The sequence below is a fragment of the Pseudomonas sp. p106 genome (assembly GCF_003936645.1).
Classification (GTDB): Bacteria; Pseudomonadota; Gammaproteobacteria; order Pseudomonadales; family Pseudomonadaceae; genus Aquipseudomonas; species Aquipseudomonas putida_E.
Window position 1 is genome coordinate 208,311 of record NZ_RHQR01000003.1, and the last position, 24,314, is coordinate 232,624.

General features: G+C 61.4%; 25 protein-coding genes and 1 tRNA gene. 20 read left to right on the forward strand and 6 right to left on the reverse strand.

Annotated features, from left to right (window positions below):
• Positions 1–141: 141 nt before the first annotated feature.
• The gene (norR, locus tag EGJ09_RS05535; RefSeq protein ID WP_125923419.1) at positions 142–1,692 is read right to left on the reverse strand and encodes a nitric oxide reductase transcriptional regulator NorR; all 1,551 of its coding nucleotides are present in this window, start codon (positions 1,690–1,692) and stop codon (positions 142–144) included.
• Between the two features lie 154 nt (positions 1,693–1,846).
• Between norR and hmpA the strand changes: the two genes are divergently transcribed.
• The 14 genes from hmpA to EGJ09_RS05610 all read left to right on the forward strand — a co-directional run bounded on the left by hmpA (position 1,847) and on the right by EGJ09_RS05610 (position 13,892).
• On the forward strand, positions 1,847–3,025 hold the full coding sequence (gene hmpA, locus EGJ09_RS05540; RefSeq protein ID WP_125923420.1) for an NO-inducible flavohemoprotein: 1,179 nt from the start codon (positions 1,847–1,849) through the stop codon (positions 3,023–3,025).
• 374 nt (positions 3,026–3,399) lie between these two features.
• Positions 3,400–3,906 carry a disulfide bond formation protein B gene (locus EGJ09_RS05545; RefSeq protein ID WP_039601973.1) on the forward strand — a complete coding sequence of 169 codons (507 nt, stop codon included), beginning with the start codon at positions 3,400–3,402 and terminating at the stop codon, positions 3,904–3,906.
• Positions 3,907–4,464: 558 nt separating this feature from the next.
• Positions 4,465–5,409, forward strand: coding sequence for a ubiquinol oxidase subunit II (cyoA, locus tag EGJ09_RS05555; protein WP_012316183.1), 945 nt, complete (start codon positions 4,465–4,467; stop codon positions 5,407–5,409).
• A 3-nt stretch (positions 5,410–5,412) separates the two neighbouring features.
• Positions 5,413–7,431 carry a cytochrome o ubiquinol oxidase subunit I gene (gene cyoB, locus EGJ09_RS05560; RefSeq protein ID WP_125923421.1) on the forward strand — a complete coding sequence of 673 codons (2,019 nt, stop codon included), beginning with the start codon at positions 5,413–5,415 and terminating at the stop codon, positions 7,429–7,431.
• Between the two features lie 3 nt (positions 7,432–7,434).
• Positions 7,435–8,058 (forward strand): cytochrome o ubiquinol oxidase subunit III, encoded by a 624-nt coding sequence (gene cyoC, locus EGJ09_RS05565; protein WP_012316181.1) that lies wholly within the window; start codon positions 7,435–7,437, stop codon positions 8,056–8,058.
• Entirely contained in the window at positions 8,058–8,390 is a 333-nt protein-coding gene (cyoD, locus tag EGJ09_RS05570) for a cytochrome o ubiquinol oxidase subunit IV (protein WP_012316180.1), read from the forward strand. Before cyoC ends, cyoD begins: the two co-directional genes overlap by 1 nt.
• An 11-nt stretch (positions 8,391–8,401) precedes the next feature.
• Positions 8,402–9,289, forward strand: coding sequence for a heme o synthase (gene cyoE, locus EGJ09_RS05575; RefSeq protein ID WP_046784501.1), 888 nt, complete (start codon positions 8,402–8,404; stop codon positions 9,287–9,289).
• A 240-nt stretch (positions 9,290–9,529) separates the two neighbouring features.
• Positions 9,530–10,738 carry an alanine transaminase gene (gene alaC, locus EGJ09_RS05580; protein WP_125923422.1) on the forward strand — a complete coding sequence of 403 codons (1,209 nt, stop codon included), beginning with the start codon at positions 9,530–9,532 and terminating at the stop codon, positions 10,736–10,738.
• Between the two features lie 153 nt (positions 10,739–10,891).
• Positions 10,892–11,275: a YkgJ family cysteine cluster protein gene (locus tag EGJ09_RS05585; protein WP_012316177.1), complete on the forward strand. Its 384-nt coding sequence runs from the start codon at positions 10,892–10,894 to the stop codon at positions 11,273–11,275.
• 469 nt (positions 11,276–11,744) lie between these two features.
• The gene (locus EGJ09_RS05590) at positions 11,745–11,999 is read left to right on the forward strand and encodes a hypothetical protein (protein ID WP_125923423.1); all 255 of its coding nucleotides are present in this window, start codon (positions 11,745–11,747) and stop codon (positions 11,997–11,999) included.
• The gene (locus tag EGJ09_RS05595; protein WP_012316175.1) at positions 11,992–12,243 is read left to right on the forward strand and encodes a DUF3077 domain-containing protein; all 252 of its coding nucleotides are present in this window, start codon (positions 11,992–11,994) and stop codon (positions 12,241–12,243) included. The genes EGJ09_RS05590 and EGJ09_RS05595 overlap by 8 nt, the downstream gene beginning before the upstream one ends.
• 143 nt (positions 12,244–12,386) lie before the next feature.
• Complete coding sequence (locus EGJ09_RS05600; RefSeq protein WP_012316174.1) at positions 12,387–12,950, forward strand: GNAT family N-acetyltransferase; 564 nt, start codon at positions 12,387–12,389, stop codon at positions 12,948–12,950.
• Complete coding sequence (locus tag EGJ09_RS05605) at positions 12,947–13,486, forward strand: hypothetical protein (RefSeq protein WP_115273908.1); 540 nt, start codon at positions 12,947–12,949, stop codon at positions 13,484–13,486. Before EGJ09_RS05600 ends, EGJ09_RS05605 begins: the two co-directional genes overlap by 4 nt.
• A gap of 19 nt (positions 13,487–13,505) precedes the next feature.
• A complete protein-coding gene (locus EGJ09_RS05610; protein ID WP_125923424.1) occupies positions 13,506–13,892 on the forward strand; it encodes a lysozyme inhibitor LprI family protein in 387 nt (128 codons plus the stop codon).
• 117 nt (positions 13,893–14,009) lie between these two features.
• Here EGJ09_RS05610 and mnmH read toward each other — a convergent pair whose 3' ends face one another.
• Both mnmH and selD read right to left on the reverse strand, forming a co-directional pair.
• Positions 14,010–15,107, reverse strand: coding sequence for a tRNA 2-selenouridine(34) synthase MnmH (gene mnmH / locus EGJ09_RS05615; RefSeq protein WP_125923425.1), 1,098 nt, complete (start codon positions 15,105–15,107; stop codon positions 14,010–14,012).
• A complete protein-coding gene (selD, locus tag EGJ09_RS05620) occupies positions 15,107–16,141 on the reverse strand; it encodes a selenide, water dikinase SelD (RefSeq protein ID WP_115273910.1) in 1,035 nt (344 codons plus the stop codon). The genes mnmH and selD overlap by 1 nt, the downstream gene beginning before the upstream one ends.
• Before the next feature lie 123 nt (positions 16,142–16,264).
• On the opposite strand from selD, the gene EGJ09_RS05625 reads away from it, so the two are divergent.
• From EGJ09_RS05625 to phnE, 4 genes are read left to right on the forward strand one after another with little or no spacing between them, the layout of a single operon-like run.
• Positions 16,265–17,119, forward strand: coding sequence for a putative selenate ABC transporter substrate-binding protein (locus EGJ09_RS05625; RefSeq protein ID WP_012316169.1), 855 nt, complete (start codon positions 16,265–16,267; stop codon positions 17,117–17,119).
• A complete protein-coding gene (locus EGJ09_RS05630) occupies positions 17,116–17,910 on the forward strand; it encodes a phosphonate ABC transporter ATP-binding protein (RefSeq protein ID WP_115273912.1) in 795 nt (264 codons plus the stop codon). Before EGJ09_RS05625 ends, EGJ09_RS05630 begins: the two co-directional genes overlap by 4 nt.
• Positions 17,904–18,731, forward strand: a complete 828-nt coding sequence (locus tag EGJ09_RS05635; protein ID WP_012316167.1) for an ABC transporter permease — start codon at positions 17,904–17,906, stop codon at positions 18,729–18,731. The genes EGJ09_RS05630 and EGJ09_RS05635 overlap by 7 nt, the downstream gene beginning before the upstream one ends.
• Positions 18,728–19,495 (forward strand): phosphonate ABC transporter, permease protein PhnE, encoded by a 768-nt coding sequence (gene phnE / locus EGJ09_RS05640; protein WP_125923426.1) that lies wholly within the window; start codon positions 18,728–18,730, stop codon positions 19,493–19,495. Before EGJ09_RS05635 ends, phnE begins: the two co-directional genes overlap by 4 nt.
• On the opposite strand, the gene EGJ09_RS05645 is transcribed toward phnE, so the two are convergent.
• Together EGJ09_RS05645 and EGJ09_RS05650 are read right to left on the reverse strand one after the other, a co-directional pair.
• Positions 19,467–20,390, reverse strand: a complete 924-nt coding sequence (locus EGJ09_RS05645) for a bestrophin family protein (RefSeq protein ID WP_125923427.1) — start codon at positions 20,388–20,390, stop codon at positions 19,467–19,469. The genes phnE and EGJ09_RS05645 overlap by 29 nt on opposite strands.
• A gap of 199 nt (positions 20,391–20,589) precedes the next feature.
• On the reverse strand, positions 20,590–21,237 hold the full coding sequence (locus EGJ09_RS05650; protein ID WP_125923463.1) for a trypsin-like peptidase domain-containing protein: 648 nt from the start codon (positions 21,235–21,237) through the stop codon (positions 20,590–20,592).
• Between the two features lie 374 nt (positions 21,238–21,611).
• On the opposite strand from EGJ09_RS05650, the gene EGJ09_RS05655 reads away from it, so the two are divergent.
• Entirely contained in the window at positions 21,612–22,943 is a 1,332-nt protein-coding gene (locus EGJ09_RS05655) for a Fic family protein (protein WP_125923428.1), read from the forward strand.
• A gap of 116 nt (positions 22,944–23,059) precedes the next feature.
• Here EGJ09_RS05655 and EGJ09_RS05660 read toward each other — a convergent pair.
• Positions 23,060–23,144, reverse strand: a tRNA-Leu gene (locus tag EGJ09_RS05660).
• 108 nt (positions 23,145–23,252) lie between these two features.
• Between EGJ09_RS05660 and queA the strand changes: the two genes are divergently transcribed.
• Positions 23,253–24,302, forward strand: coding sequence for a tRNA preQ1(34) S-adenosylmethionine ribosyltransferase-isomerase QueA (gene queA, locus EGJ09_RS05665; protein WP_125923429.1), 1,050 nt, complete (start codon positions 23,253–23,255; stop codon positions 24,300–24,302).
• Positions 24,303–24,314: the final 12 nt, after the last annotated feature.

Genomic DNA, 24,314 nt, shown 5'->3' on the forward strand with positions numbered 1-24,314 from the left:
ATCCTGCTGGCGCAACCGCTTGTGCAGGAGAACGCAGCCCGGCCGTATGAACGGCCCTGTTACCGGTGGTAAGGGAGATATAGCAGCGCAACGGAAAGCAACCAGAGGCTTTCTGGGTTAATCCTTTGGTAGGAAACGCGTCTAGCGCAGGCCCAGGCGCCGAGCCAAGCGGTTTAAATTGGCGCGATCCAGGCCCAGTTCGCGTGCGGCGGCGGCCCAGTTGTCCTGATGGCGCTGCAGGCAGGCATCGATGATCTGGCGCTGGTAGCCGTCGACCGCTTCGCGCAAGCCACCTTCGGCCAGCGACGGCGCAGGCAGGGGGGCAGGGGAGGGGGCCTGTACCACGCTCGCCACGGTACGCAGGTCCAGGTCACTGGCTTGCAGGGTAAGGATGCGTGGCCGGTCCGGGTGCTGGCCCATGGCCTTGAGGGCCGAGCGGCCGATCAGGTGTTCCAGTTCGCGCACGTTGCCTGGCCAGTCGTAGGCCAGTAGCGCCGCTTGCGCTTCATTGCTCAGGCGTAGGCTGTTCAGGCCCAGTCGTGATCGATTCTGTTCGAGGAAGTAGCCTGCCAATAGCAGCACATCGCGCCCACGCTCGCGTAGCGGCGGCACCTGCAGCGGGTACACGCTCAGGCGGTGATAGAAGTCGGCGCGGTAGTTGCCGTTGCGCACCTCCGCGGCAAGGTCGCGGTTGGTTGCTGCGATCAGGCGCACATCCACTGTGTGTTCGCGGTCTGAGCCCAGGCGCTGCAGTTGCCCGCTTTGCAATACCCGCAGCAGCTTTGCCTGCACCGCCAGCGGCAGTTCGCCCACTTCGTCGAGAAACAGCGTGCCGCCGTTGGCCAGTTCGAACTTGCCGCGACGCTCACCGTGGGCGCCGGTAAAGGCCCCGCGCACATGGCCGAACAGTTCGCTTTCCACCAGCGTGTCGGGCAGCGCGGCGCAGTTGAGGCTGATCAGGGGCTTGTTGGCACGGTGGCTGGCCTGGTGCAGGGCCTGGGCCACCAGTTCCTTGCCCACGCCAGTTTCGCCGGTGATCAGCACGGTCAGGTCGCTACCGCCAACCAGGCGTATTTCATCCAGCAGGCGCTTGTGCGCCGGGCTTTGGCCAATCAGCTCTTTGTCCTGGCCGCTGGCCTGGCGATAGATTTCGGCGCGCTGGTGCTCATCCTCGGCGCGCAGTGCCAGGTGCTCGATGCGTTCGGCCACCGTGACCGTGGCGGCTGCCAGGCTGGCGAAGGCCTGCAGGGCATCGAGCTCCAGGCTTTGGAACTGGCCCGGGGTGAGGGCATCGAGGGTTACCAGGCCCCATGGGCGCTCGTCGACCATCAGCGGGCAGCCCATGCAGTCATGCACGTGAAGGTCGACGTCGTGGGCATTGACCAGGCCGTCATAGGGGTCGGGCAACTGGGAGTCGCTGGGAAAGCGGGTGGGCTCGGCGCGGCTGAGCAAAACCTGGAAGCGCGGATGCTCGCTGACTTTGAAGCGCCGGCCCAGGGTATCGGCAGACAAACCGTCGACAGCCAGTGGCACCAGCCATTCGCCATCGAGCCGCAGCAGTGCAGCGGCATCGCAGGGCAGCAAGCCGCGCATGGCTTGTAGCAGGCGGCGGTAGCGTTCCTCTTCGGGCAGGTCACGGGACAGGTCGCTGACCAAGGGGAGCAGGGCGGTGAGCAGCGGCTTTGCAGTCATAAGGACTCCTATTGGTCCAAATGACTATACGCCGTGCCTGGTCGTTTTGACATGTACTTAGCCAACATACTGATTTTATTGATATTTAAGGTTGGCACGAATACTGATACTGCACATGCAACCATTCGAAGCCTCTGGCTCAGGAGTTGTTGCAATGCTCAATGCCGAACAACGTGCAATCATCAAAGCCACTGTCCCGCTGCTGGAAACCGGTGGAGAGGCGCTGACCACCCACTTCTACAAATTGATGCTCAGCGAGTATCCGCAAGTGCGCCCACTGTTCAACCAGGCGCATCAGGCCAGTGGCGACCAGCCGCGCGCCCTGGCCAACGGCGTGCTGATGTACGCCCGGCACATCGACCAGCTGGAACAGCTCGGCGGCCTGGTCGGCCAGATCATCAACAAGCATGTCGCCTTGCAGATCCTGCCGGAGCATTATCCGATCGTCGGCAGCTGCCTGCTGCGTGCCATCGAGGAGGTGCTCGGCAAGGAAATCGCCACTGCAGAGGTGATCGCTGCCTGGGGCGCGGCCTATGGGCAGTTGGCCGAGATCCTCATTGGCGCCGAGGAAGGCCTCTACAAACAGAAGGAAGAGGCTGCCGGTGGCTGGCGCGGTACCCGCGAATTCCGCCTGGTACGCCGCGAGCAGGAAAGCAGCGAGATCGTTTCGTTCTACTTCGCTCCTGTCGACGGCAAACCGGTGCTCAAGGCTGAGCCGGGCCAGTACATCGGCTTGCAGCTATTCATCGACGGCGCCGAGCAGCGTCGCAATTATTCGCTGTCGGCCTTGTGCGATGGCAAGCAATACCGCATCAGCGTCAAGCGTGAGGCGGGCGGCAAGGTGTCCAACTACCTGCATCATGAAATGATGGTCGGCAGTACCGTGCAACTGTTCCCGCCGTCTGGTGATTTCACCCTTGCCGCCAGTGACAGGCCGCTGGTGCTGATCAGCGGTGGTGTCGGCATCACACCGACCCTGGCCATGCTCGAGGCGGCCCTTGAAACCAAGCGACCGGTGCATTTCATCCACTGTGCGCGCAATGCAGGGGTGCATGCGTTCCGTGACTGGGTCGATGGGCTGGCCGAGCGTCACCCGCAGCTCAAGCGCTTTTATTGCTATGCCGAGGATGATGGTTCGCGCGATGCGAACGCGGTGGGGCTGTTGAGCCAGGAGCTTTTGGGTGAATGGATGCCGGGTGAGCGTGACGTGGATGCGTACTTCCTCGGGCCCAAGGGTTTCATGGCGGTGATCAAGCGTTACCTCAAAGAGCTGGGTGTGCCCCAGCAGCAGAGCCGCTATGAGTTCTTCGGGCCGGCGGCAGCTCTGGAGTGATCTACTGACTGTTCTGACCCTATTGCCGCCAGGCCGGCTCCCACAGGTACGCTGCCGTACCTGTGGTTTCTGGGCTGCTTTACATATAAAGGAAAGATGAACCGCGCCAGCCATCTTTCATCGTTAATCGTCCTTTAATCACTGTATCCTTCACTCCCGGGTGTCGAGGGGCTCGCCCCTGCGCGGCGCCCGGGCAGCCGCTTTTTTACCGGCCGGCGTTGAACCGATGTCACACCAGCCGGTCTCAAGCCCACTCCGGATAGCCCTCGCAGTGCTGTCTTGCCGCTTCCTCGACACGCTAACGGTCAGACCTGCGTGTAGACTTGCGCCAGGCAGGTGGACCACGCTGCCCCTATCCATCGAAGGAACCGGCAATGAACGAACAAACATCGCGCCTGAATCGGGAACGGCGCTTTCTGGTGCTGCTGGGGGTGATCTGTCTCGCCCTGATCGGTGGCGCTTTGTACATGCAGGTGGTGCTCGGCGAAGCCCCCTGCCCACTGTGCATCCTGCAACGCTATGCCCTGCTGTTCATCGCCGTGTTTGCCTTCATCGCCGCCGCGATGCCCGGGCGGCGCAGCCTGACGTTGTTCGAAGGGCTGGTGGTGCTGAGCGCAATTGGCGGAATCGTTGCGGCCGGCAACCATGTGTATATACTCGCCAACCCCATGGTCAGTTGCGGTATCGATACCTTGCAGCCGATCGTCGACGACCTGCCGCTGGCCAAGCTCTGGCCGCTCGCATTCCAGGTCGACGGTTTCTGCAGCACGCCATACCCGCCGATCCTCGGTTTGTCCCTGGCGCAATGGGCACTGATGGCGTTCGTGCTGACGGCCATCCTGGTTCCGCTGGGCATCTACCGCAATCGGCGCCAGCCTTAGACATAAGTCCCGAATTTGCTGTGGTCTTTTGCACCCACAGAGAAGAGGGAAAAGTCGCCTCCCGCTTGATCCAGATCAACCACAAAGCCTTGCGCAATGCGGGTTTGAGGCCTATCAAGCGGGGTGCGACAAACTGTCGCGAAGTTGAATTTTTGACCAGTATTGTTACGTATTCTGTAAAAGACTGTTGCTCAATAAGTCATAGTCAAGGGTTGGCGACCTCACTACAATCGCCCCCAATTTCCGTTCGGCACTGCTTGCGAGTCGCAGGATTGAAGGAAGCCCCAGCGCTTTCTTTTGCTGACTTCGTCAAGTTTCGCCCAGCGGCGATACCGGGCGGATACCCCTCCGCGTTTTCCCGCACCAAATGGACTTGGTCTGAAGTACAGGCCTGTTGCCTACGAAACCATAAGCACCGCTAACACGCTTGAGCCAAGGTCCTGCAGTCGGACCCCAGGCAGGAGCGTATTCGGGCGCGAAATGCCTCACTTGGCAGGACGAAGTGTTGGCTACCAAAACACAAATTGCATTGAAGCAAGCTGATCTAGAGGTCGTGAGATGAGTAAAAAGCGTTACCCCAGACTGTTTGGCATATTGCCCTTTTTAGGCATGCTTTTACTCAGCGGGTGCAACTGGACCCTGCTCGACCCGAAAGGTCAGGTCGGCATTGAGCAAAAGAACCTCATCCTCATCGCTACCGGCCTGATGTTGCTGGTGGTGATCCCGGTCATCATCATGACCGTGGCCTTCGCCTGGAAGTACCGTGCTTCCAACAAGGCTGCCACCTACACCCCGGACTGGTCGCACTCGACCAAGATCGAGGCTGCGGTGTGGATCATCCCGATCCTGATCATCATTGCCCTGGGTTATGTCACCTACAAGTCCACCCACAAGCTGGACCCATACCGTCCGCTGGATTCGGACGTGAAGCCGATCCAGATCGACGTGGTCGCACTGGACTGGAAGTGGCTGTTCATCTACCCGGAGCAGGGCATCGCGACGGTCAACAAGATCAACTTCCCGGCTAACACCCCGGTCAACTTCCGCGTCACCTCCGACGCCGTGATGAACTCGTTCTTCATCCCGGGCCTGGGCGGCCAGATCTACGCCATGGCCGGCATGACCACCAAGTTGCACCTGATCGCCAACGAAAACGGCGTGTTTGACGGTATCAGCGCCAATTACAGCGGTGCTGGCTTCACCGGCATGAAATTCAAGGCTACTGCCACTTCCCAGGAAGACTTCGACAAGTGGGTCGCCGAAGTGAAGCAGTCGCCTCTGAAACTGGGCAAGGCCGAGTACGAAGCACTGGCCAAACCTAGCGAATACAACCCAGTCGCGCTGTACAGCGAGGCGCCAGCGGAGCTGTTCCAGACCATCGTCGACAAGTACGAAGGCATGAACCGCGGCAAGCCGGTCCACGAAGAAGCAGGCAGCAAAGATCTGGCCACCACCACGGGTGTGGAATCGAGTACGCAACCAGCTGCCGGTGCAGAGGAGTAAGAGATGTTCGGTAAATTAAGCCTGGAGGCGATACCCTATCACGAGCCGATAGTCATGGTGACGCTTGCCATGATCGCGCTCGGCGGTATCGCTGTCGTCGGCCTTATCACCTATTTCCGCAAGTGGACCTACTTGTGGACCGAGTGGCTGACCACGGTCGACCACAAGAAAATCGGGGTGATGTACATCATCGTCGCGATGATCATGCTGCTGCGCGGCTTTGCCGACGCCATCATGATGCGTACCCAGCTGGCTGCTGCTACCGGCGGCTCCGAAGGCTATCTGCCGCCTGAACACTATGACCAGATCTTCACCGCTCACGGTGTGATCATGATCATCTTCATGGCGATGCCGTTCTTCACCGGCCTGATGAACCTGGCGGTTCCTCTGCAGATCGGTGCACGTGACGTTGCCTTCCCGTTCCTGAACTCCCTGAGCTTCTACCTGCTGCTGGCAGGCGTGCTGCTGGTCAACATCTCGCTGGGCGTTGGTGAATTCGCCAAGACCGGCTGGGTTGCCTATCCGCCGCTCGCGGGCATTCAGTACAGCCCTGGGGTGGGTGTCGACTACTACATCTGGGCGCTACAGCTATCCGGATTGGGTACGACGCTAACCGGTGTGAACTTCCTCGTCACCGTGATGAAGATGCGCGCACCTGGCATGAAACTGATGGACATGCCGATCTTCACCTGGACCTGCACCTGGGCCAACGTGCTGATCGTCGCTTCCTTCCCGATCCTGACCGCTGCACTCGCACTGCTGACTGTTGACCGTTATCTGGACTTCCACATTTTCACCAACGAGCTTGGTGGGAACCCGATGATGTACGTCAACCTGTTCTGGGCGTGGGGTCACCCTGAGGTTTACATCCTGATCCTGCCGGCCTTCGGCGTGTTCTCGGAAGTGACTTCGACCTTCTCCGGCAAGCGTCTGTTCGGCCACCACTCGATGATCTACGCATCGGGCGCGATCGCCATCCTGGGCTTTGCCGTATGGCTGCACCACTTCTTCACCATGGGTGCCGGCGCCAGCGTCAACACCTTCTTCGGCCTGGCGACGATGCTGATCTCCATTCCGACGGGTGTGAAGCTGTTCAACTGGCTGTTCACCATGTACCAGGGCCGTGTGCGCTTCACCGCACCGATGATGTGGACCCTGGGCTTCATGATCACCTTCTCCATTGGTGGCATGACCGGCGTTCTGCTGGCTGTTCCAGGTGCTGACTTCGTGCTGCACAACAGCCTGTTCGTTATCGCTCACTTCCACAACGTGATCATCGGTGGTGCGGTATTCGGCTACATTGCCGGCTTCGCCTTCTGGTTCCCGAAAGCCTTCGGCTTCACCCTGAACGAGAAGTGGGGCAAAGCTGCCTTCTGGTTCTGGATCTCGGGCTTCTACGTTGCGTTCATGCCGCTGTATGCCCTGGGCTTCATGGGCATGACCCGTCGTCTGAACCACTCCGACAACCCGCTGTGGGAACCCTACCTGTACGTTGCCGTCGTCGGCGCCGTGCTGATCCTGTTCGGTATCGCTTGCCAGCTGATCCAGATCTACGTTTCGGTCCGCGACCGCAACCAGAACCTGGACGTGACCGGCGACCCATGGGGCGGCCGTACCCTGGAATGGTCGACTTCGTCGCCACCTCCGTTCTACAACTTCGCCCACATGCCTGAGAAAGTTGGCCTGGACTGCTGGCACGAAGCCAAGGAAGCCGGTGTTGCCTACAAGGCACCGAGCAAGTATGAGCCGATCCACATGCCGAGCAACACTGCTACCGGCTTGTTCATGGGCCTGTTCCTGACCGTCTTCGGCTTCGCCTTCATCTGGCACATCTGGTGGCTGGTGGGCGCGAGCCTGGTTGCGACCATCGCTGTCTTCGTTCGCCACGCTGCGCGTGACGACCAGGGCTACATGGTTCCGGCCGAAGAAGTGGCGCGCATCGAAGGCGAGCGCATGAAAGCGCTGGCCAAAGCAGGTGCTCTGCCTGCCGGCGCACGTGTCGAATCGTTTGAGCGGGTGTAATCAATGTCCAGTCAAGTAATCCACGGCGCTGCTCATGGTCACGACCATGGGCACGACGATCACCACCACGACTCGGGCCAGATGACCGTACTCGGTTTCTGGCTGTACCTGATGACCGACTGCATCCTGTTTGCGTCGCTCTTCGCCACCTACGCGGTGCTGTCCGGCAGTTTTGCCGGCGGCCCGTCGGGTCATGACATCTTCCAGCTCGATTTTGTAGCTGTAGAAACGCTGTTCCTGCTGCTGTCCTCGATCACCTTCGGCTTCGCCATGCTGAAGATGTTCGACGGCAAGAAAGCAGGCGTGCTGGGCTGGTTGGCAGTGACCTTCCTGTTCGGCGCTGCGTTCATCGCGATGGAAATCTACGAGTTCCATCACCTGATCGCTGAGGGCTACGGCCCGCAGCGCAGTGGCTTCCTGTCGGGCTTCTTCGCCCTGGTAGGCACCCACGGCCTGCACGTGACCGCCGGCCTGATCTGGATGGCAATCATGATGTACCAGATCAACAAGCACGGCATCACGCCGACCGCCAAGACCCGCATGAGCTGCCTGAGCCTGTTCTGGCACTTCCTGGACGTGGTCTGGATCTGCGTATTCACCGTCGTTTACCTGCTGGGGGTTCTGTAATGGCTAACGCACACGACACTCATCACGAAGGTAACCACGGCAGCGTGAAGTCCTACATGATCGGCTTTGTACTGTCGATCATCCTGACCGCGATCCCGTTCGGCCTGGTGATGTACCCGAGCCTGCCGAAGAACCTGACCGTCCTGATCGTGGTGGCCATGGCCGTCATCCAGGTGGTAGTGCACCTCGTGTACTTCCTGCACATGGACCGCTCGAAAGAGCAGCGTTCCAACGTGTCGACGTTCCTGTTCACCACCATGGTGATTGCACTGCTGGTCGGCCTGTCGCTGTGGATCATGTTCAGCATCCACTACGAAATGATGGCCAAGTGAGGTAAGACTGCATGTCCGTTAAGCACTTTATCCAAATCACCAAACCGGGGATCATTTTCGGTAACGTGCTTTCCGTGGCAGGCGGTTTCTTCCTTGCCTCGAAGGGCCATGTAGACTTCGCCCTGTTCCTGGCGGTGGTAATAGGTACGTCCCTGGTGGTTGCGTCCGGTTGCGTGTTCAACAACTGCATCGACCGCGACATCGATATCAAGATGGAACGTACCAAGAACCGCGTCATGGTCCAGGGCGGCATGTCGCTGACCCTCGCGCTGGTCTACGCCACCCTCCTCGGGGTGGCGGGCTTCAGCCTGCTGTATGTCCAGGCCAACCCGCTGGCGGCGTTCTGTGCGCTGATCGGGTTCATCGTCTACGTCGGTTTCTACAGCCTCTGGCTGAAGCGCAAATCGGTGCACGGCACCTTGGTTGGCAGCCTGTCCGGTGCCATGCCTCCGGTGATCGGCTACTGCGCCGTGAGCAACAGCTTCGACCTGGCGGCAGTGACCCTGCTGGTGATGTTCAGCCTGTGGCAGATGCCGCACAGCTTCGCGATCGCAATCTTCCGCTTCAAGGATTACAGCGCTGCCAACATTCCGGTCCTGCCGGTGGCACGTGGCATCCTCGCGGCGAAGAAGCAGATCGTGCTGTACGTGCTGGCCTTCGTGCTCGCTACCCTGATGCTCACCCTCGGCGGTTACGCCGGCCTCGGCTACCTGGCCGTGGCAGCTGCCATGGGCCTGTACTGGCTGTACATGGCCTGGGGTGGTTACAAGGCCGAGGACGACAGCAAGTGGGCCCGCAAGGTATTCGGCTTCTCCATCCTCACCGTTACCGCCCTGAGCGTGATGATGGGTGTGGACAGCCAGACCGCTGCGGACGTGCTGATGACCTACGCACGCTGATACAGTCGCCTGTTACACGAAAACCCCGGCCATGTGCCGGGGTTTTTTTTCGATTCCGGCCCTATCATGGGCTTGAAACATTAAAAATCTGGTTTTCAAAAAATACATCTGAAAAGTTCTAACAAAACAGGATTATGTCCTTTACAGTCATGCTGTTTCGGCATTATCTTCTGATTCAGGCCGCCACATCGGCCAGCGTCGCTCGGACGGTTCCGGGCGCTTACGTACTCAGAGGAAACCATGGCCGACCAAGGTTCGCCGCGCCGTTTTGCGCGCATCGATCGTCTCCCCCCCTACGTCTTCAACATCACTGCCGAGCTCAAGATGGCTGCCCGCCGCCGTGGCGAGGACATCATCGACCTGAGCATGGGCAACCCCGATGGCGCTACCCCGCCGCACATCGTCGAGAAGCTGGTGCAGGTTGCCCAGCGTGAAGACACCCACGGCTATTCCACCTCTCGCGGCATCCCGCGCCTGCGCCGGGCCATTTCCAACTGGTACAAGCAGCGCTACGAGGTCGACATCGACCCGGAAAGCGAAGCCATCGTCACCATTGGCTCGAAGGAAGGCCTGGCCCACTTGATGCTGGCCACGCTCGACCAGGGCGACACTGTGCTGGTGCCCAACCCGAGCTACCCGATCCACATCTACGGCGCAGTGATCGCCGGTGCCCAGGTGCGTTCGGTGCCGCTGGTGCCCGGTGTGGACTTCTTCAACGAGCTCGAGCGCGCGATCCGCGAGTCCATCCCCAAGCCTAAGATGATGATCCTCGGCTTCCCGTCCAACCCCACTGCCCAATGCGTGGAGCTGGACTTCTTCGAGCGGGTGGTGGCCTTGGCAAAGCAGTATGACGTGCTGGTGGTGCACGACCTGGCCTACGCCGATATCGTCTACGACGGCTGGAAGGCGCCGTCGATCATGCAGGTGCCGGGTGCCAAGGACATTGCCGTGGAGTTTTTCACGCTGTCCAAGAGCTACAACATGGCCGGCTGGCGGATCGGTTTCATGGTCGGCAACCCTGAGCTGGTCAGCGCCCTGGCGCGAATCAAGAGCTACCACGACTACGGCACGTTCACCCCCTTGCAGGTCGCGGCGATCGCGGCGCTCGAAGGTGACCAGCAGTGTGTGCGCGACATCGCCGAGCAGTACCGCCAGCGCCGCAACCTGTTGGTCAAAGGCCTGCACGAGCTGGGCTGGATGGTCGAGAACCCCAAGGCGTCGATGTATGTCTGGGCCAAGATACCCGAGCAGTACGCCCACCTGGGGTCGTTGGAATTTGCCAAGAAGCTGCTGGCTGAAGCCAAGGTGTGTGTCTCGCCGGGCATCGGTTTTGGCGATTACGGTGATGACCACGTGCGCTTCGCCCTGATCGAAAACCAGGACCGGATTCGCCAGGCGATACGGGGCATCCGGCAGATGTTCCGGGCTGATGGCCTGAGCCGCAAATAGTGCAGTTTCAGGGGCCGCCATGCGGCCCCTGATGTTTGCCGGATCGACGGCAAACTATTTTTCGTTGCCCCTCTTCTCAGCCGACCTGGCTTCGATTACAAATGGCGCCGCGGGCCAGCCCCGATAACAATAACCTTCCCCCTCCGTGCCATCATGTCCGAATACAACCCTTGCCTTGACTGCGGCGCCTGCTGCGGGTACTTCCGTGTGTCCTTCTTCTGGGGCGAATGCCAGTCAGCCGGTGGCGTTGTGCCCGATGACCTGGTGGTGCAGATCAACCCAACCCGGGTAGCCATGATCGGCACCGATGCCAAGCCGTGCCGCTGCGTCAGCCTCAAGGGCGAGATCGGCACCGAGGTGGCGTGCACCATTTACGCCAACCGTTCCAGCCCTTGCCGTGAGTTCGAAGCGTCGTGGGAGGGGGGCGTACACAACCCCAGTTGCGACGATGCACGTGCTGCTTATGGTTTGCCGCCGCTGACGCCACCGGGGGCCAACGAGCCGCATTGGCCGGATGATGGGGCCGAGGTGGCCTGACCACCGGCGACACGGTCATCGTAGGAGCGGCCTTGTGTCGCGAAAGGGGGCGAAGCGCCCTCAGGATTTTAGCGTCGCGACAGGTATCGCTGGGGCCGCTTTGCGGCCCTTTCGCGACACAAGGCCGCTCCTACAACAATCGCATCGCCAGTCATGTGTAAGAAGTTTCTGAACCTGAAACCAAATGCTTCAGAAAGACGGGCTTGGCGAATTATCCTACGATGCGTGTCGGATGCCGCCTGATAGGCGGGGAAGGACTACAGCGATAACTTCACGGTTCGCCCATATGGCGAGCGAGTGTGAGAACTCGTTGTTGGTAGTCGGCCGTTTTTATGGCAGCTGTGCGCGTGCAGGCTTAGGCCTGACCGTGGTGACTCCAACACGGGCTTCTCACCTCGCGCACGGCTGCCACCCCAATCTGTGAGAAGGACCAGGGTGGTTGCTCCTAGAAATGTCATTGGAGTTCACCATGAAAAAAATCGTACCCGATCCCCCCGACAGCTTCCCCATTCCCTACATCTCGATAATCGCCGACCTTTCCCTTGAAGACGCCAAGGCCCATGCCGCCGCCCTCATGGACAGCCTTTCGCGCACCATCGAGCTCTACCTCAGCACCGTGGGCGAAGACCAACGCAAGGTGGTGCTGGATAACATGGGCATCCACACCGAGCTCCTGCGGGCCCTTTTCGGCCATATGAGCACGTTGGAGAGGGCGCATGAGTGATGACCTGAAAGCGCGAACCACGGTTGGCCAAGAGACGTTTCTCGATCTGTATGCCATCCAGCCGGGAGTGCCGCTCGATCACGCGTTTGACGAACTTTCCGTTCTGCTTGGGTGCATTCGGCACTTGAGTGAGGAAGCCGAGATGGAGGGCAACCTCGTTGCCGGCAGCGCCGCGCGCATTCTAAGTGCCATGGCCAAGGCGCTGATCAATGACATGGAAATGGGCTTGAACCGCGGGGCCTGAAGCGTGTTCGCCCAGCGCACTTGAGATCGAGCGCCGCCCGCGCGGCGCTCAGTCTTCAATACCCCCTGAAACACCAGGCATGCCCCAGCCCTCCCACATGACGTTAAACTGTCATTTCCCCAGCAATGGACAGGAGATGCGGCGTGACCCCACCCCGAAGTTTCCCCACCGACCTCTGCCTCGACAGCCCGCGCCTGCAGTTGCGCCCGATGCGCCACGCCGATGCCCAGCAATGGCTGACGATCATGGCCGACCCCGAGGTCATGCGCTATTGGCACCATGCCCCCTGGCAAGACCTGGCCGAGGCACAAAGCGCACTGGCTGCCGACCGCGAGGCCTATGCCAATGGTGACCAGCTCAAGCTGGGCATGTACCGCCGTGACACTGGCGAACTGATCGGCATGGTCCAGCTGTTCAACATCGATGACACCTCCCGCCGTGGCGAGATCGGCTATTGCCTGGCCAGCGCAGTGCAGGGCAGGGGCTACATGGACGAGGCACTGACCTGCTTCATCGACTACCTCGCCCATACCCTGCACATGCGCCGCCTGGAGGCCGAGATCGACCCGCGCAACAATGGCTCGGCACGTACGCTGGAGCGCCAGGGCTTCGTCCTTGAAGGCACGTTGCGCGCACGCTGGTGCGTGGCGGGTGAGTTGTCCGACTCGGGCATCTACGGCTTGTTGCTCGAGCCACCCGTTGCATGACGGCTTTTTACCTCACCTTCAGCCTTGCCCTGTATTTGCTCGGCCTGTGTTTCGATGGCGCGCTGATGACCGCCGGCAGGCACATGCCGGCCTTGCAGATGTTGCTGTACGGGCCATGGGGCGTTCCGTTCGGGCTGTTTCAGTGGTTTGCCAACCCGCTGCTGGCAATCGCAGTCCTTGCCCACCGGCGTTTCCGCCGCCTGGCGCTGCTAGCCGGGTTGGCTGCGTTGTACCTGGCGGCCAGCAGCTTTGGCATCGAACGGCTGCCGGATAACATCAGCTACGCGTTTCAGGACCGTACGGGCTTTGGTGCCGGTTTTTACCTTTGGCTGGCGTCTATCGTGGTGTTCTGCGCAGGGCAGGCATGGCATGTCTGGAAGGCGCGCAGTGCACAGGACATGCCGGGCTGGCGCTGGCTCGACGTGGCGCTGATCGCAGCACTGGCGCTGGCGTTGTATGCCGCCACGCAAATGCCGTCGCTGCGCTTTGTGCCCGGCAAGGTACTGATGCCTCCTGAGCAGCCGCAGGCGTTTTGATATGGACCAGGAGATGGCGATGAGCAAGCAGTATCTGATGGGGTTGGCCTTGGCATGTTGCATGCCTGTGGCAATGGCCGAGGACAACTCGCCGAGCTATACCCAGTGCATGGACAAGGCTTCCAGTACGCTGGCCATGAGCAGTTGCATCCAGGCCGAAACCCAGCTGCAGGATGCGCGGTTGAACCGGGTTTACAAGCAACTGATGGGCAAGCTCGAAGCGGAGCCGAAGAAGAGCTTGCGCGATGTTCAGCGCCAGTGGATCGCTTACCGTGATGGCAACTGCAAGTTCCACGTGCAAGCCAGCGGCGGGACGATGGCCCAACTCGAAGGCGGGATGTGTGGGCTGGACATGACCCGCGAGCGGGCGGCAGAGCTGGAACGGGTGCTCAGCCCTGGGCAGTGATGTTGCCTGTGCGGGCGCCATCGCTGGCAAGCCAGCTCCCACAGGTACAGCGCAGAACTCAAGAACTGCGCGGCCCCTGTAGGAGCTGGCTTGCCGGCGATGGGCCGCAAGCGGCCCCTAGCGCTTGCGAGCCTTGAGGTACTCGCGCACCTGCACAGCATCCCCTGCAAACTCCACCCGGTCCGCCTTGGCATCACGCTGGTAGGCATACATCGGGTCGTAGTATTCCTTCAGCAAACCCTCGATCCACCCCCGGTGCAGATCGATGCCACCGCTGCGCTGCTGCTCATCCAGCGCCAGGCGCATGATCTCGGACAGGCGCTGGTAGCGCTCGCCACCCAGGCGCTTGTGAATGTTGCTCATACTCTGCAGCAGGCGCTCAGTGAACAGCCGGCGCCCGAGTTCTTCGCCATGTAGCGCGACGAACTCGGCGCACAGGTTGACCACGTAGTCACGCAGAATGCGTTCGACACGGTTTTCGAAGCTGTCTTCCAGCCACACCAGCGGGTATTGCTGCATGCCCTGGTACAGCTCCAGCGGCACGGTGCAGCTGCCGACAATACGGCCCTCGTCCTCCAGCACGAACTGCTCGATACCACGTGCGCGTTTCTTCAGCACGTCGATGGCCAGCTTGTTCTCGAAGTCGATCTGCGCCGGCTGTGCGGTGGCGCGTTTGCCGAAGCTCGAACCGCGGTGGTTGGCATGGCCTTCAAGGTCGATCACATTGTTCAGCTGGTGCAGCACATCGGTCTTGCCGGTGCCGGTGAGGCCGCCGACCAAAACGAAATCGCATTGCTCCACGGCCTGCTGGGTTGTATCGAGCAGGAAAGTGCGCAGGGCTTTATAGCCACCCTTGATACGCGGGTAGGCGATGCCCGCTTCGTCGCGCAGCCACTGCTGGACGATCAGCGAGCGCAGGCCGCCGCGGGCGCAGTACAGGTATCCATCAGGGTGGGCCTTGGCAAAGCTGGCCCAGGCATGCAGGCGCTCGCGCTTGATAGTGCCGCTGACCAGTTGGTGGCCAAGGGTGATGGCTGCGCCCTGGCCCTGCTGCTTGTAGCAGGTACCGACCTTTTGTCGCTCCTGGTCGGTCATCAGCGGCAGGTTGACGACGCCAGGGAAGGCGCCCTTGGCAAATTCGACGGGCGCACGCATGTCCATCATCGGCACGTCGTCGAGGAACAGCTGGCGAAAGTCGGTGCAGTCGTGGCGCATCAGTTCACCTCGACTGCGTGGCTCTGTCGCTCGGCCAGCAGGCCGATCGGCGCAAGGTCCAGGCCAAGGTCGGCGGCAACGGCAAGGAACGCCTGCTCACCTTCGGGGGTGACCGCCACCAGCAGGCCGCCGCTGGTCTGCGGGTCGCACAGCAGGTGCTTCTGATCGTCGGTCAGCGCGCCGATCTTGTGCCCGTAGCTGTCGAAGTTGCGCAGGGTACCGCCGGGGATGCAGCCCTCGGCCATGTAGTGCTCGATGCTCGGCAGCCGCGGGACGGCCGCGTAGTCCAGGTGCGCGGTCAGCCCGCTGCCCTCGGCCAGCTCGACCAGGTGGCCGAGCAGGCCGAAACCGGTCACGTCGGTCATCGCCTTGACCCCGTCGAGCTTGCCAAAGCGGCTGCCGGGGGTGTTGAGGGTGCACATCCAGTCACGGGCCAAGCCTTGGTCCTGCTCACGCAGCTTGGCCTTTTTCTCGGCGGTGGTGAGGATGCCGATGCCCAATGGCTTGGTCAGGTACAGGCGGCAACCCACTGTCGCGGTGTCATTGCGCTTGAGGTGGCGCTTGCTGACCACGCCGGTGACGGCCAGGCCGAAGATCGGCTCGGGGGCATCGATCGAGTGCCCGCCGGCCAGTGGGATGCCGGCTTCGGCGCACACGGCGCGGCCACCGCGGATCACTTCCCGGGCCACTTCTGGTGGCAGTACGTTGACCGGCCAGCCGAGGATGGCGATGGCCATCAGCGGGTCGCCGCCCATGGCGTAGATGTCGCTGATGGCGTTGGTGGCGGCGATGCGGCCGAAGTCGTAGGGGTCATCGACGATGGGCATGAAGAAGTCGGTGGTGGACACCACGCCGCGCTCATCGTCCAGGGCGTACACGGCGGCGTCATCGCGCGAGGCGTTGCCGACCCACAGGTTCGGGTCCAGGGCCTGGGCGCCACTTTCGGCCAGGATCACATCCAGCACCTTGGGGGAGATCTTGCAGCCACAGCCAGCACCATGGCTGTACTGGGTCAGGCGAATCGGCTCGCTCATTACGCACCTCATTTTTCGTGATGCGCGATTGTAGCAAAGCTGGCCTTTGCGTCTGTGCCACTTATAATCCATCACCGTCTGCCTATCGCCGACACTTTCCCCGCTATTGAACCGGAGAATCCCATGCTCAAACGCCCTCTGGCGCTCGCCGCCGGCCTCGTGCTGTCCTGCTGTGCCGTTGTCGCCCAGGCCGCTGATACCTTGCGGGTCAGTGCCATCCCCGACGAAGCGCCGACCGAACTGCTGCGCAAATTCGAGCCGCTGGGCAAATACCTGTCCCAGCAACTGGGCATGCAGGTGAAGTTCGTGCCGGTGGCCGACTACCCGGCAGTGGTTGAATCGCTGGCCAGCGACCGCCTGGATCTGGCCTGGCTGGGTGGTTTCACCTTCGTTCAGGTACACCTCAAAGACCCGACCGCCACACCGTTAGTGCAGCGTGAGCAGGACGCCCAGTTCACCTCCAAGTTCATCACCGCCAACCCGGATGTAAAGAGCCTGGCCGACCTCAAGGGCAAGTCCTTCGCCTTCGGTTCGATTTCGTCCACCTCTGGCAGCCTGATGCCGCGCTACTTCATGCTCAAGGAAGACAACATCAAGCCTGAGGGCTACTTCAGCCGCGTGGCCTATTCCGGCGCCCACGACGCAACGGTGGCCTGGGTCCAGGCCGGCAAGGTCGATGGTGGCGTGCTCAACGCCAGCGTCTGGCAGAAGCTGGTCGACGCCGGCAAGGTCGATACCAGCAAGGTCAAGGTGTTTGCCACCACCCCGACCTACTATGACTACAACTGGACCGTGCGCGGCAACATGGACCCGGCGCTCAAAGACAAGATCAAGCAAGCCTTCCTCGCCCTGGACCCTTCGAACCCGGAACACAAGAAGATCCTCGACCTGCAGGCCGCCAGCCGTTTCATCGAAACCAAGCCTGAGAACTATCAGGGCACCGAGCAGGCGGCACGTGAGGCCGGCCTGCTCAAGTGACTATCACGCTGCTCGACGCGGGCCTGCGCCACGGCCAGGTTCGCGCGCTCGACTCCGTCTCTTTGCGTATCACCCAAGGTGAGCGGGTCGCGATCATCGGCCCTTCGGGGGCTGGCAAATCCAGCCTCCTGCACCTGATGGCCACTGCCGTACAGCCCAGCGCAGGGCGCCTGGACGTGTTGGGTGAGCAGCCTTGGGCGTTGTCGGCAAAGGCTCGCCAGCGTCTGCGCGCCAGGGTCGGCCTGGTACATCAGGCACCGCCCCTGCCGCCTCGCCAGCGGGTGGTGACTGCTGTACTGGCCGGCCGTCTGGGCCAGTGGGGTACGCTGCGTTCGTTGCTCAACCTGGTGTACCCCACCGATGTGCAGGGCGCACGCCAGGTGCTGGCCGAGCTGGGCCTGGCGGAAAAGCTGTTCGTCCAGTGCGGGCAGCTTTCCGGCGGCCAGTTGCAGCGCGTCGGCATCGCCCGCGCGTTGTATCAGCGGCCCGAGGTACTGCTGACCGATGAACCAGTGTCAGCAATGGACCCTGTGCTGGCCGAACACAGCCTGGCCCTGCTCAACCGCCATGCCCAAGCCTACGGCGTGACGCTGGTAGCCAGCCTGCATGCAGTGGACCTGGCCTTGGCACACTTCCCGCGGGTTATCGGCATTCGTGAGGGCCGGGTGGCGTTCGACTGCTCTGCCGAGGCTGTGACCGAGCAGATGCTCGATGCGCTCTATGCCAACGAGCAGCTGGGGTCGCCGCTGCCCCAGGCCCCGACCCTGGCTGTGCAGATTCCGCGATGCTGAAGGCCAGCGCCCGCGATCCGGCGTTTGTGCCGCGCCTGTTGGTCGCCCTGGTTGCGCTGGCCCTGCTGTGGCCAGGGGCGCAGTTGAGCGAGCTGAACCCGGGCGTGCTGCTGCAAGCGGAAAACCGCCAGCAGATTGCCAGCTTCACCAGTGCCTTCTGGCCGCCGGCGCATGATGGCGAATTTCTCGAACTGCTGTACGAGGCGACCCTGCAGACATTGGCTGTAGCCACTGCCGGGATGGTACTGGCGCTGCTGCTGGCGGTCCCGGCGAGCCTGCTGGCCAGCCGTGCCTTGTCGTTGCGCGCGGCCTCTCGTGGTGGCCGTTCCGGCGCCTGGTCCCGCCTGCTAAGGATGCCGGTGCGCGGGCTGTTGATTTTCCTGCGCAGTGTGCCCGAGATCGTCTGGGCGTTGCTGTTCGTGCGTGCGGTAGGGCTGGGGCCGACGGCGGGGGTGCTGGCCATCGCCATCACCTACAGCGGCATGCTCGGCAAGGTCTATGCCGAAATTTTCGAATCGGTCGACCAGCGCCCGGCGCATGCCCTGCTGCAAGCGGGCAGTGGCCGGCTAACGGCGTTCTTCTACGGCATCCTGCCCAGTGCCGGGACGGAGCTTGTGTCGTACACCGTCTACCGCTGGGAGTGCGCGGTGCGCGCCTCGGTGGTGATGGGTTTCGTTGGTGCCGGGGGCTTGGGGCAGCAGATCGACCTGTCGATGCGCATGTTCGCAGGCGGTGAGGTGGCAAGCATGCTGCTCGCCTTCTTTGGCCTGGTGCTGCTGGCGGACCTGCTCAGCCGCTTCCTGCGGGGACGCTTGGCATGAACCGGGTGATCAATCTGCTGGTGATGGCTGCCCTGGTTGCTGCGGTAATCGCCTCGTTCAGCTATCTGGACCTCGACCTGCAGGCGCTGGTGGGTAACGGCGGGCTGGGGCAGATGGCCGAGTATGCCGGGCGTTTTCTGCATCCGGACGTTACCGCCGAACACCTGCAAGCGGTGGGGCGCGGTGCCTTGGAAACCCTGGCCATGTCCGGGTGGGGTACGCTGCTGGCAATGGTGCTGGGCCTGCTGTTGGCATTACCCGCAGCGGGGCGTTTCGGTTGGCCGCTGCAGGCTGCGGCGCGCCTGCTGCTCAATGCCCTGCGTGCCATTCCCGAGCTGGTATGGGCCGCGTTGATGGTGCTGGCGGCAGGGCTTGGCCCCAACGCCGGGACGCTCGCGTTGGCACTGCATACGGCAGGTGTGCTTGGCCGGTTGTACGCCGAGGCGCTGGAAAATACCCCGGCCGAGCCAGCGGCGGCGATCCGCCTGCAAGGTGGCGGGCAACTGGCGGCGTTCTGCTTCGGCACCTTGCCCAACCTGTGGCCGCAGTTGCTGGCCTACAGCTTGTACCGCTGGGAAAACAACATCCGGATGGCCAGTGTGCTTGGGCTCGTTGGCGCAGGGGGGCTGGGGCAGATGCTCTATACCACCCTGAGCCTGTTCCAGGAGGCCCAGGCCAGCACGGTGATCTTGGCCATGCTGGTGCTGGTACTGTTGGTGGACGTGTTCAGTGATGTCATGCGCCAGCGCTATGTGCGGGCCTGAATGCATCAGCCCCTAACTCCCCGCACTGCGCTTCACGCTGCATCGACTCCAGGTTGCGCTCGATGGTCTCGCAAATGGTGTCCATCTGGATCTGGTGTTCACTGAAGCGGAACGGGCTCTGCAGGTCGGTGCCGATCCGCTCGATGGCTAGCAGCATGAACCCGACCACGGTAGACGCCAGTGGCGTGAACCAGCCCAGCGATTCGACCAGGCCCACGGGCACGATCAGGCAGAACAACGAGATGAACAGCCGCGGAAAGTACACGTAAGGGTAGGGCAGTGGTGTATTGGCGATACGTTCCATGCCGCCTTGGGCGTTGGACAGGTCCACCAGCGTCGACTCCAGCCGCGCCAGGCGAATGCTGTCCAGCCGCCCGGCCTTGTATTCGCGGGCGAGCAGGGCTGCCGAACCGCTGAGGATATCGTTGGCGAAATTGTTCGAACGGTTGCGCCGCTCGAACTCCCCGGGCGGGATGAACGCCATCAGTTCGTCGGGGCAGGCTTGGCCTTTGAGGTGCGCCGCCAGGCAATTCACATAGGCGATATGCCGGCGCAACAAGGTGGCCTTGACCGGGTTCAAGCCGTCATCCGGGTCGTCGATCAGCGTCAGCGTCTGCCGAGCGAAGCTGCGTGAACTGTTCACCAGCGCGCCCCACAAGGTGCGCGCCTCCCACCAGCGGTTGTAGGCGCTGCTGTTACGAAAACTCACCAGCACCACCAGCGCCGAACCCAGCAATGTCAGCGGGATCAGCGGCAGGGTGAACTTGCTGTTGAGGAACAGCATGAAATCGATGGTGACCAGCACGTCCCAGATCAGCAGCCAGAACAGCGACCAGCCGATGTAGCCGAAGGTCTTCACCACCAGGCGATACTTGCGGGCGATGATTTCTTTCACGCGGGGAACCTCGACAGGGGGGATGCAGGATCGGACGTCGAGGGTCGGATAAGGTTCGGTGGTGGGTGTTGCAAGAAGTTTTGATGCCGCCAACGCGACCCTTTGCTATCCGGCACCTGCCATGGCAGGTCCCTTTGCATGAGTCGTGCTGGCCTCAGCATATGCCAGGCTCAACGCTGTGCTTGAGCCCAGGTTCAACTCAAGGCTTGGCGGTGACCACGACATACCCCTTGATCGCGGCAGGCGCGGCCTTGGGCTTCGTTTTATTGGCCAGATACTGGAACCTGCGCCATTCCTTGTCGATTTCGCTGAACGACATGAACACGCTGACACGCTCTTTGTGGGCAAGGTCCGGGCGGTTGCGCGCATCGATTTCATTCTTGGCGATGAAGGCGACATTGATCCCGACGACCTTGCCGTCATCGGCGAACACCGGGCCACCGGACATGCCTTTGACCATCGGGCCATCGTGCACCGAATAGAACACGCTGCCTGGCGTGCCTTGCAGGCGTACCAGCGAAGCCAGGGTGTGGCCTTTGCCCTGCACCGGCATCATCAGGCTGTTGAAGCCGACCGCTGTCACAGACTCGCCCGGCACATACTGGCGCCAGAGCGGCACCCGGGCAGCTTTGTGCTTGAAGAACACCACATCACCCAGCCCTTCATGGACCACGTTGCGCAGGAATGGGGTGTGCTTGGCGGTTACCGCGTAGTCTTCGTTCCACTGGATGGCGGTGGCCATCAACAGCATCGGCAGCGGTGCACCGGATGTGACCACGAAAGCCTGATCGTAGACGGGGTCTGACACGTAGGACGTTGGCACTCCATTGCACCCACTGAGCAGCATCATTGCTGCCAGGCAGGGCACAGTTGATTTCATGATTTGCACGGGTATTAGAAATGGGAGCGCGACTATGGCTAAGTGCTATTACGCTATCAATACTTTCTGTGTATATCCGACGAATGACATCTTAGGTGGGGGTGACGGTGCTGGCCAATAGAATCCAGGCATGGCTGGAGGTGCCGTGGTCATTGGGGTGGCGTCAAAATCGGCGGGCTGAAAAGGGCTTGCATTGATGGGTGAACTGGCCTCAGCTCATTGAGCTGCATTGAGCTGCATTGAGCTGCATTGAGCTGCATTGAGCTGCATTGAGCTGCATTGAGCTGGATTGAGCTGGATTGAGCTATATTGAGCTGCATTGAGCTATATCCGGAGACGCCATGACATTGCCAAACAAGATTCTGAGAGTGCTTCAGAACGATCAGAGCCTAAGATCGCGCGAGATCGCCGAGCGTCTCGATGCGAGTTGGTCTACAGTCAAGCGTCACCTCGATGCGTTGTTGGAGGCAGGTCAGGTTCAGCGGGAGAAGGACGGACGCATCACGCGTTATCGCCTGGTCACAGCAGTTGCCCAATTACCAGATAGTGCGCCTGCGCAGCCTTTTTCTGCTGAGCTGCCTTGGTCGCCTGCGAGTCTCGCCCTGCGCAAGTCTTTGACTCGTCCATTGGCAATGCGCGAAGTCGTCACCTATCACCGCGATCTTGTAGAGAGCTACCAGCCGAACCAGACTGCCTGGCTGTCACCCAGCTTGACGGTTGTACTCGAGGCTGAAGGGCGGATGAGGGGGCAGCAGCCAGCCGGCACCTACGCGCGCAAAGTACTCGAACCTTTGTTGATTGACCTGTCATGGTCCTCGTCACGCTTGGAAGGCAACCGCTATACGCTGCTCGACACCCAGAGGCTGTTCGAAAGTGGTGTGACGCAGGGGGATCTGGATGCGGTCATGTTGCTCAATCACAAGGCGGCCATCGAATTCATGGTCGATGCAGTGCCGGAATACGGGCTCAACTCAGCCGTGATCCGCAACTTGCATGGCTTGCTGATGCAGGATCTGCTGGCGGACAGCAATGCCCTGGGCAGTATTCGCCAGACAGTAGTGAACATCAGCGGTACGACCTATTTCCCAACCCAGGTGCCCTCACTGCTGGAAGAGATGTTCGAGTTGATACTCGACAAGGCGCGTCAGATCAAGAATCCCATCGAGGCGGCATTCTTCTTGTGGATAAACCTGGCCTACCTGCAACCGTTCGAAGATGGCAACAAACGCACAAGTCGATTGGCGGCGAACATACCGCTGATGCTCTACAACTGCTCGCCTTTGTCGTTCCTTGACGTAAACCCGCAGGACTATGCTCTGGCGATGATGGGGGTGTACGAGCAGCGTGACATGGCGATGGCGGCGGATCTGTTTGTCTGGGTCTATCGCAGGTCGATCAGCAAGTATGGCGTGATGCTTGAAGCAATGGGGGTTCCGGACCCTGTTCGCCTGCAGTATCGAGAGGTGTTGAACGAGGCGATTGGTGCCATCGTACGTGACAGGCTGACAGCCGGTTCAGTGGTAGCGGGGCTGCCTCTTTCAGAGGACGAGAAAAGGCAGTTTCAGCCTTTGTTGCAGGCTGAACTGGATATCCTGGCGCTGCACAACTGCGCCAGGTATCGGCTGACCATGAGGCAAGTAACTGAGTGGATCAAGGCAGGGCGACCCTCATGATTTCACCTGCCTGGTTATTGAACCCTCGCCCCGTTTTTGCAAGATGGTAGGGAGAGCCCTCTGGTCAAACGGCAGGCATAAAAAAACCGACCATAAGGTCGGTTTTTTCCGGATCTTGGTGCCCCGAGGGAGACTCGAACTCCCACTCCTTTCGAAAACGGATTTTGAATCCGCCGCGTCTACCAATTCCGCCATCAGGGCGTGTGGCGCGCAGTATAGAGAGGTGCTTCAGGTCGGTCAATCGGCTTTCATGGTCAATTTTCACGCATTGGGCTAAACTTCCCGGCCCTGCCGAACCCGAACATCATCATGCGCGTCGCCGATTTTTCCTTCGAACTCCCCGATTCCCTGATCGCCCGCCACCCTCTGGCCGAGCGCCATGGCAGCCGACTGCTGGTCCTCGATGGGCCGAGCGGGGCGCTGGTGCACAAGCAATTCACCGATCTGCTCGACTACCTGCGCCCCGGCGACCTGATGGTGTTCAACAACACCCGGGTGATCCCGGCGCGGTTGTTTGGCCAGAAAGCCTCCGGCGGCAAGCTGGAAGTGCTGGTCGAGCGTGTGCTCGACAGCCACCGCGTGCTCGCCCATGTGCGTGCCAGCAAGGCGCCCAAAGAAGGCGCGGTGATCCTCATCGACGGCGGTGGCGAGGCCGAAATGGTTGCGCGCCACGACACGCTGTTCGAACTGCGCTTCACCGAAGAGGTACTGCCACTGCTCGAGCGTGTCGGGCACATGCCGCTGCCGCCCTACATCGACCGCCCGGACGAGGGTGCCGACCGTGAGCGTTACCAGACGGTTTACGCCGAACGCGCAGGTGCCGTAGCCGCGCCAACCGCGGGCCTGCACTTCGACCAGGCGCTGCTGGACAAGATCGCCGCCAAGGGCGTTGAGCGCGCCTTCGTCACCCTGCATGTGGGGGCTGGCACCTTCCAGCCGGTGCGGGTCGACAAGATCGAAGACCACCACATGCATAAAGAGTGGCTCGAAGTGAGCCAGGATGTGGTCGATGCCATCGAGGCCTGCCGGGCCCGGGGTGGCCGTGTGGTCGCGGTTGGCACCACCAGCGTGCGCTCGCTGGAAAGCGCTGCGCGCGATGGCGTGCTCAAGGCCTTCAGCGGCGATACCGACATCTTCATCTACCCAGGCCGGCCGTTCCATGTGGTCGATGCCCTGGTCACCAACTTCCACCTGCCGGAGTCCACGCTGCTGATGCTGGTCTCGGCATTCGCCGGTTACCCCGAGACCATGGCTGCCTACGCGGCGGCGGTCGAGCAGGGGTACCGCTTCTTCAGTTACGGTGATGCCATGTTCATCACCCGCAATCCGGCGCCACGCGGCCCAGAGGATCAAGCATGAGTCGCACCTGTC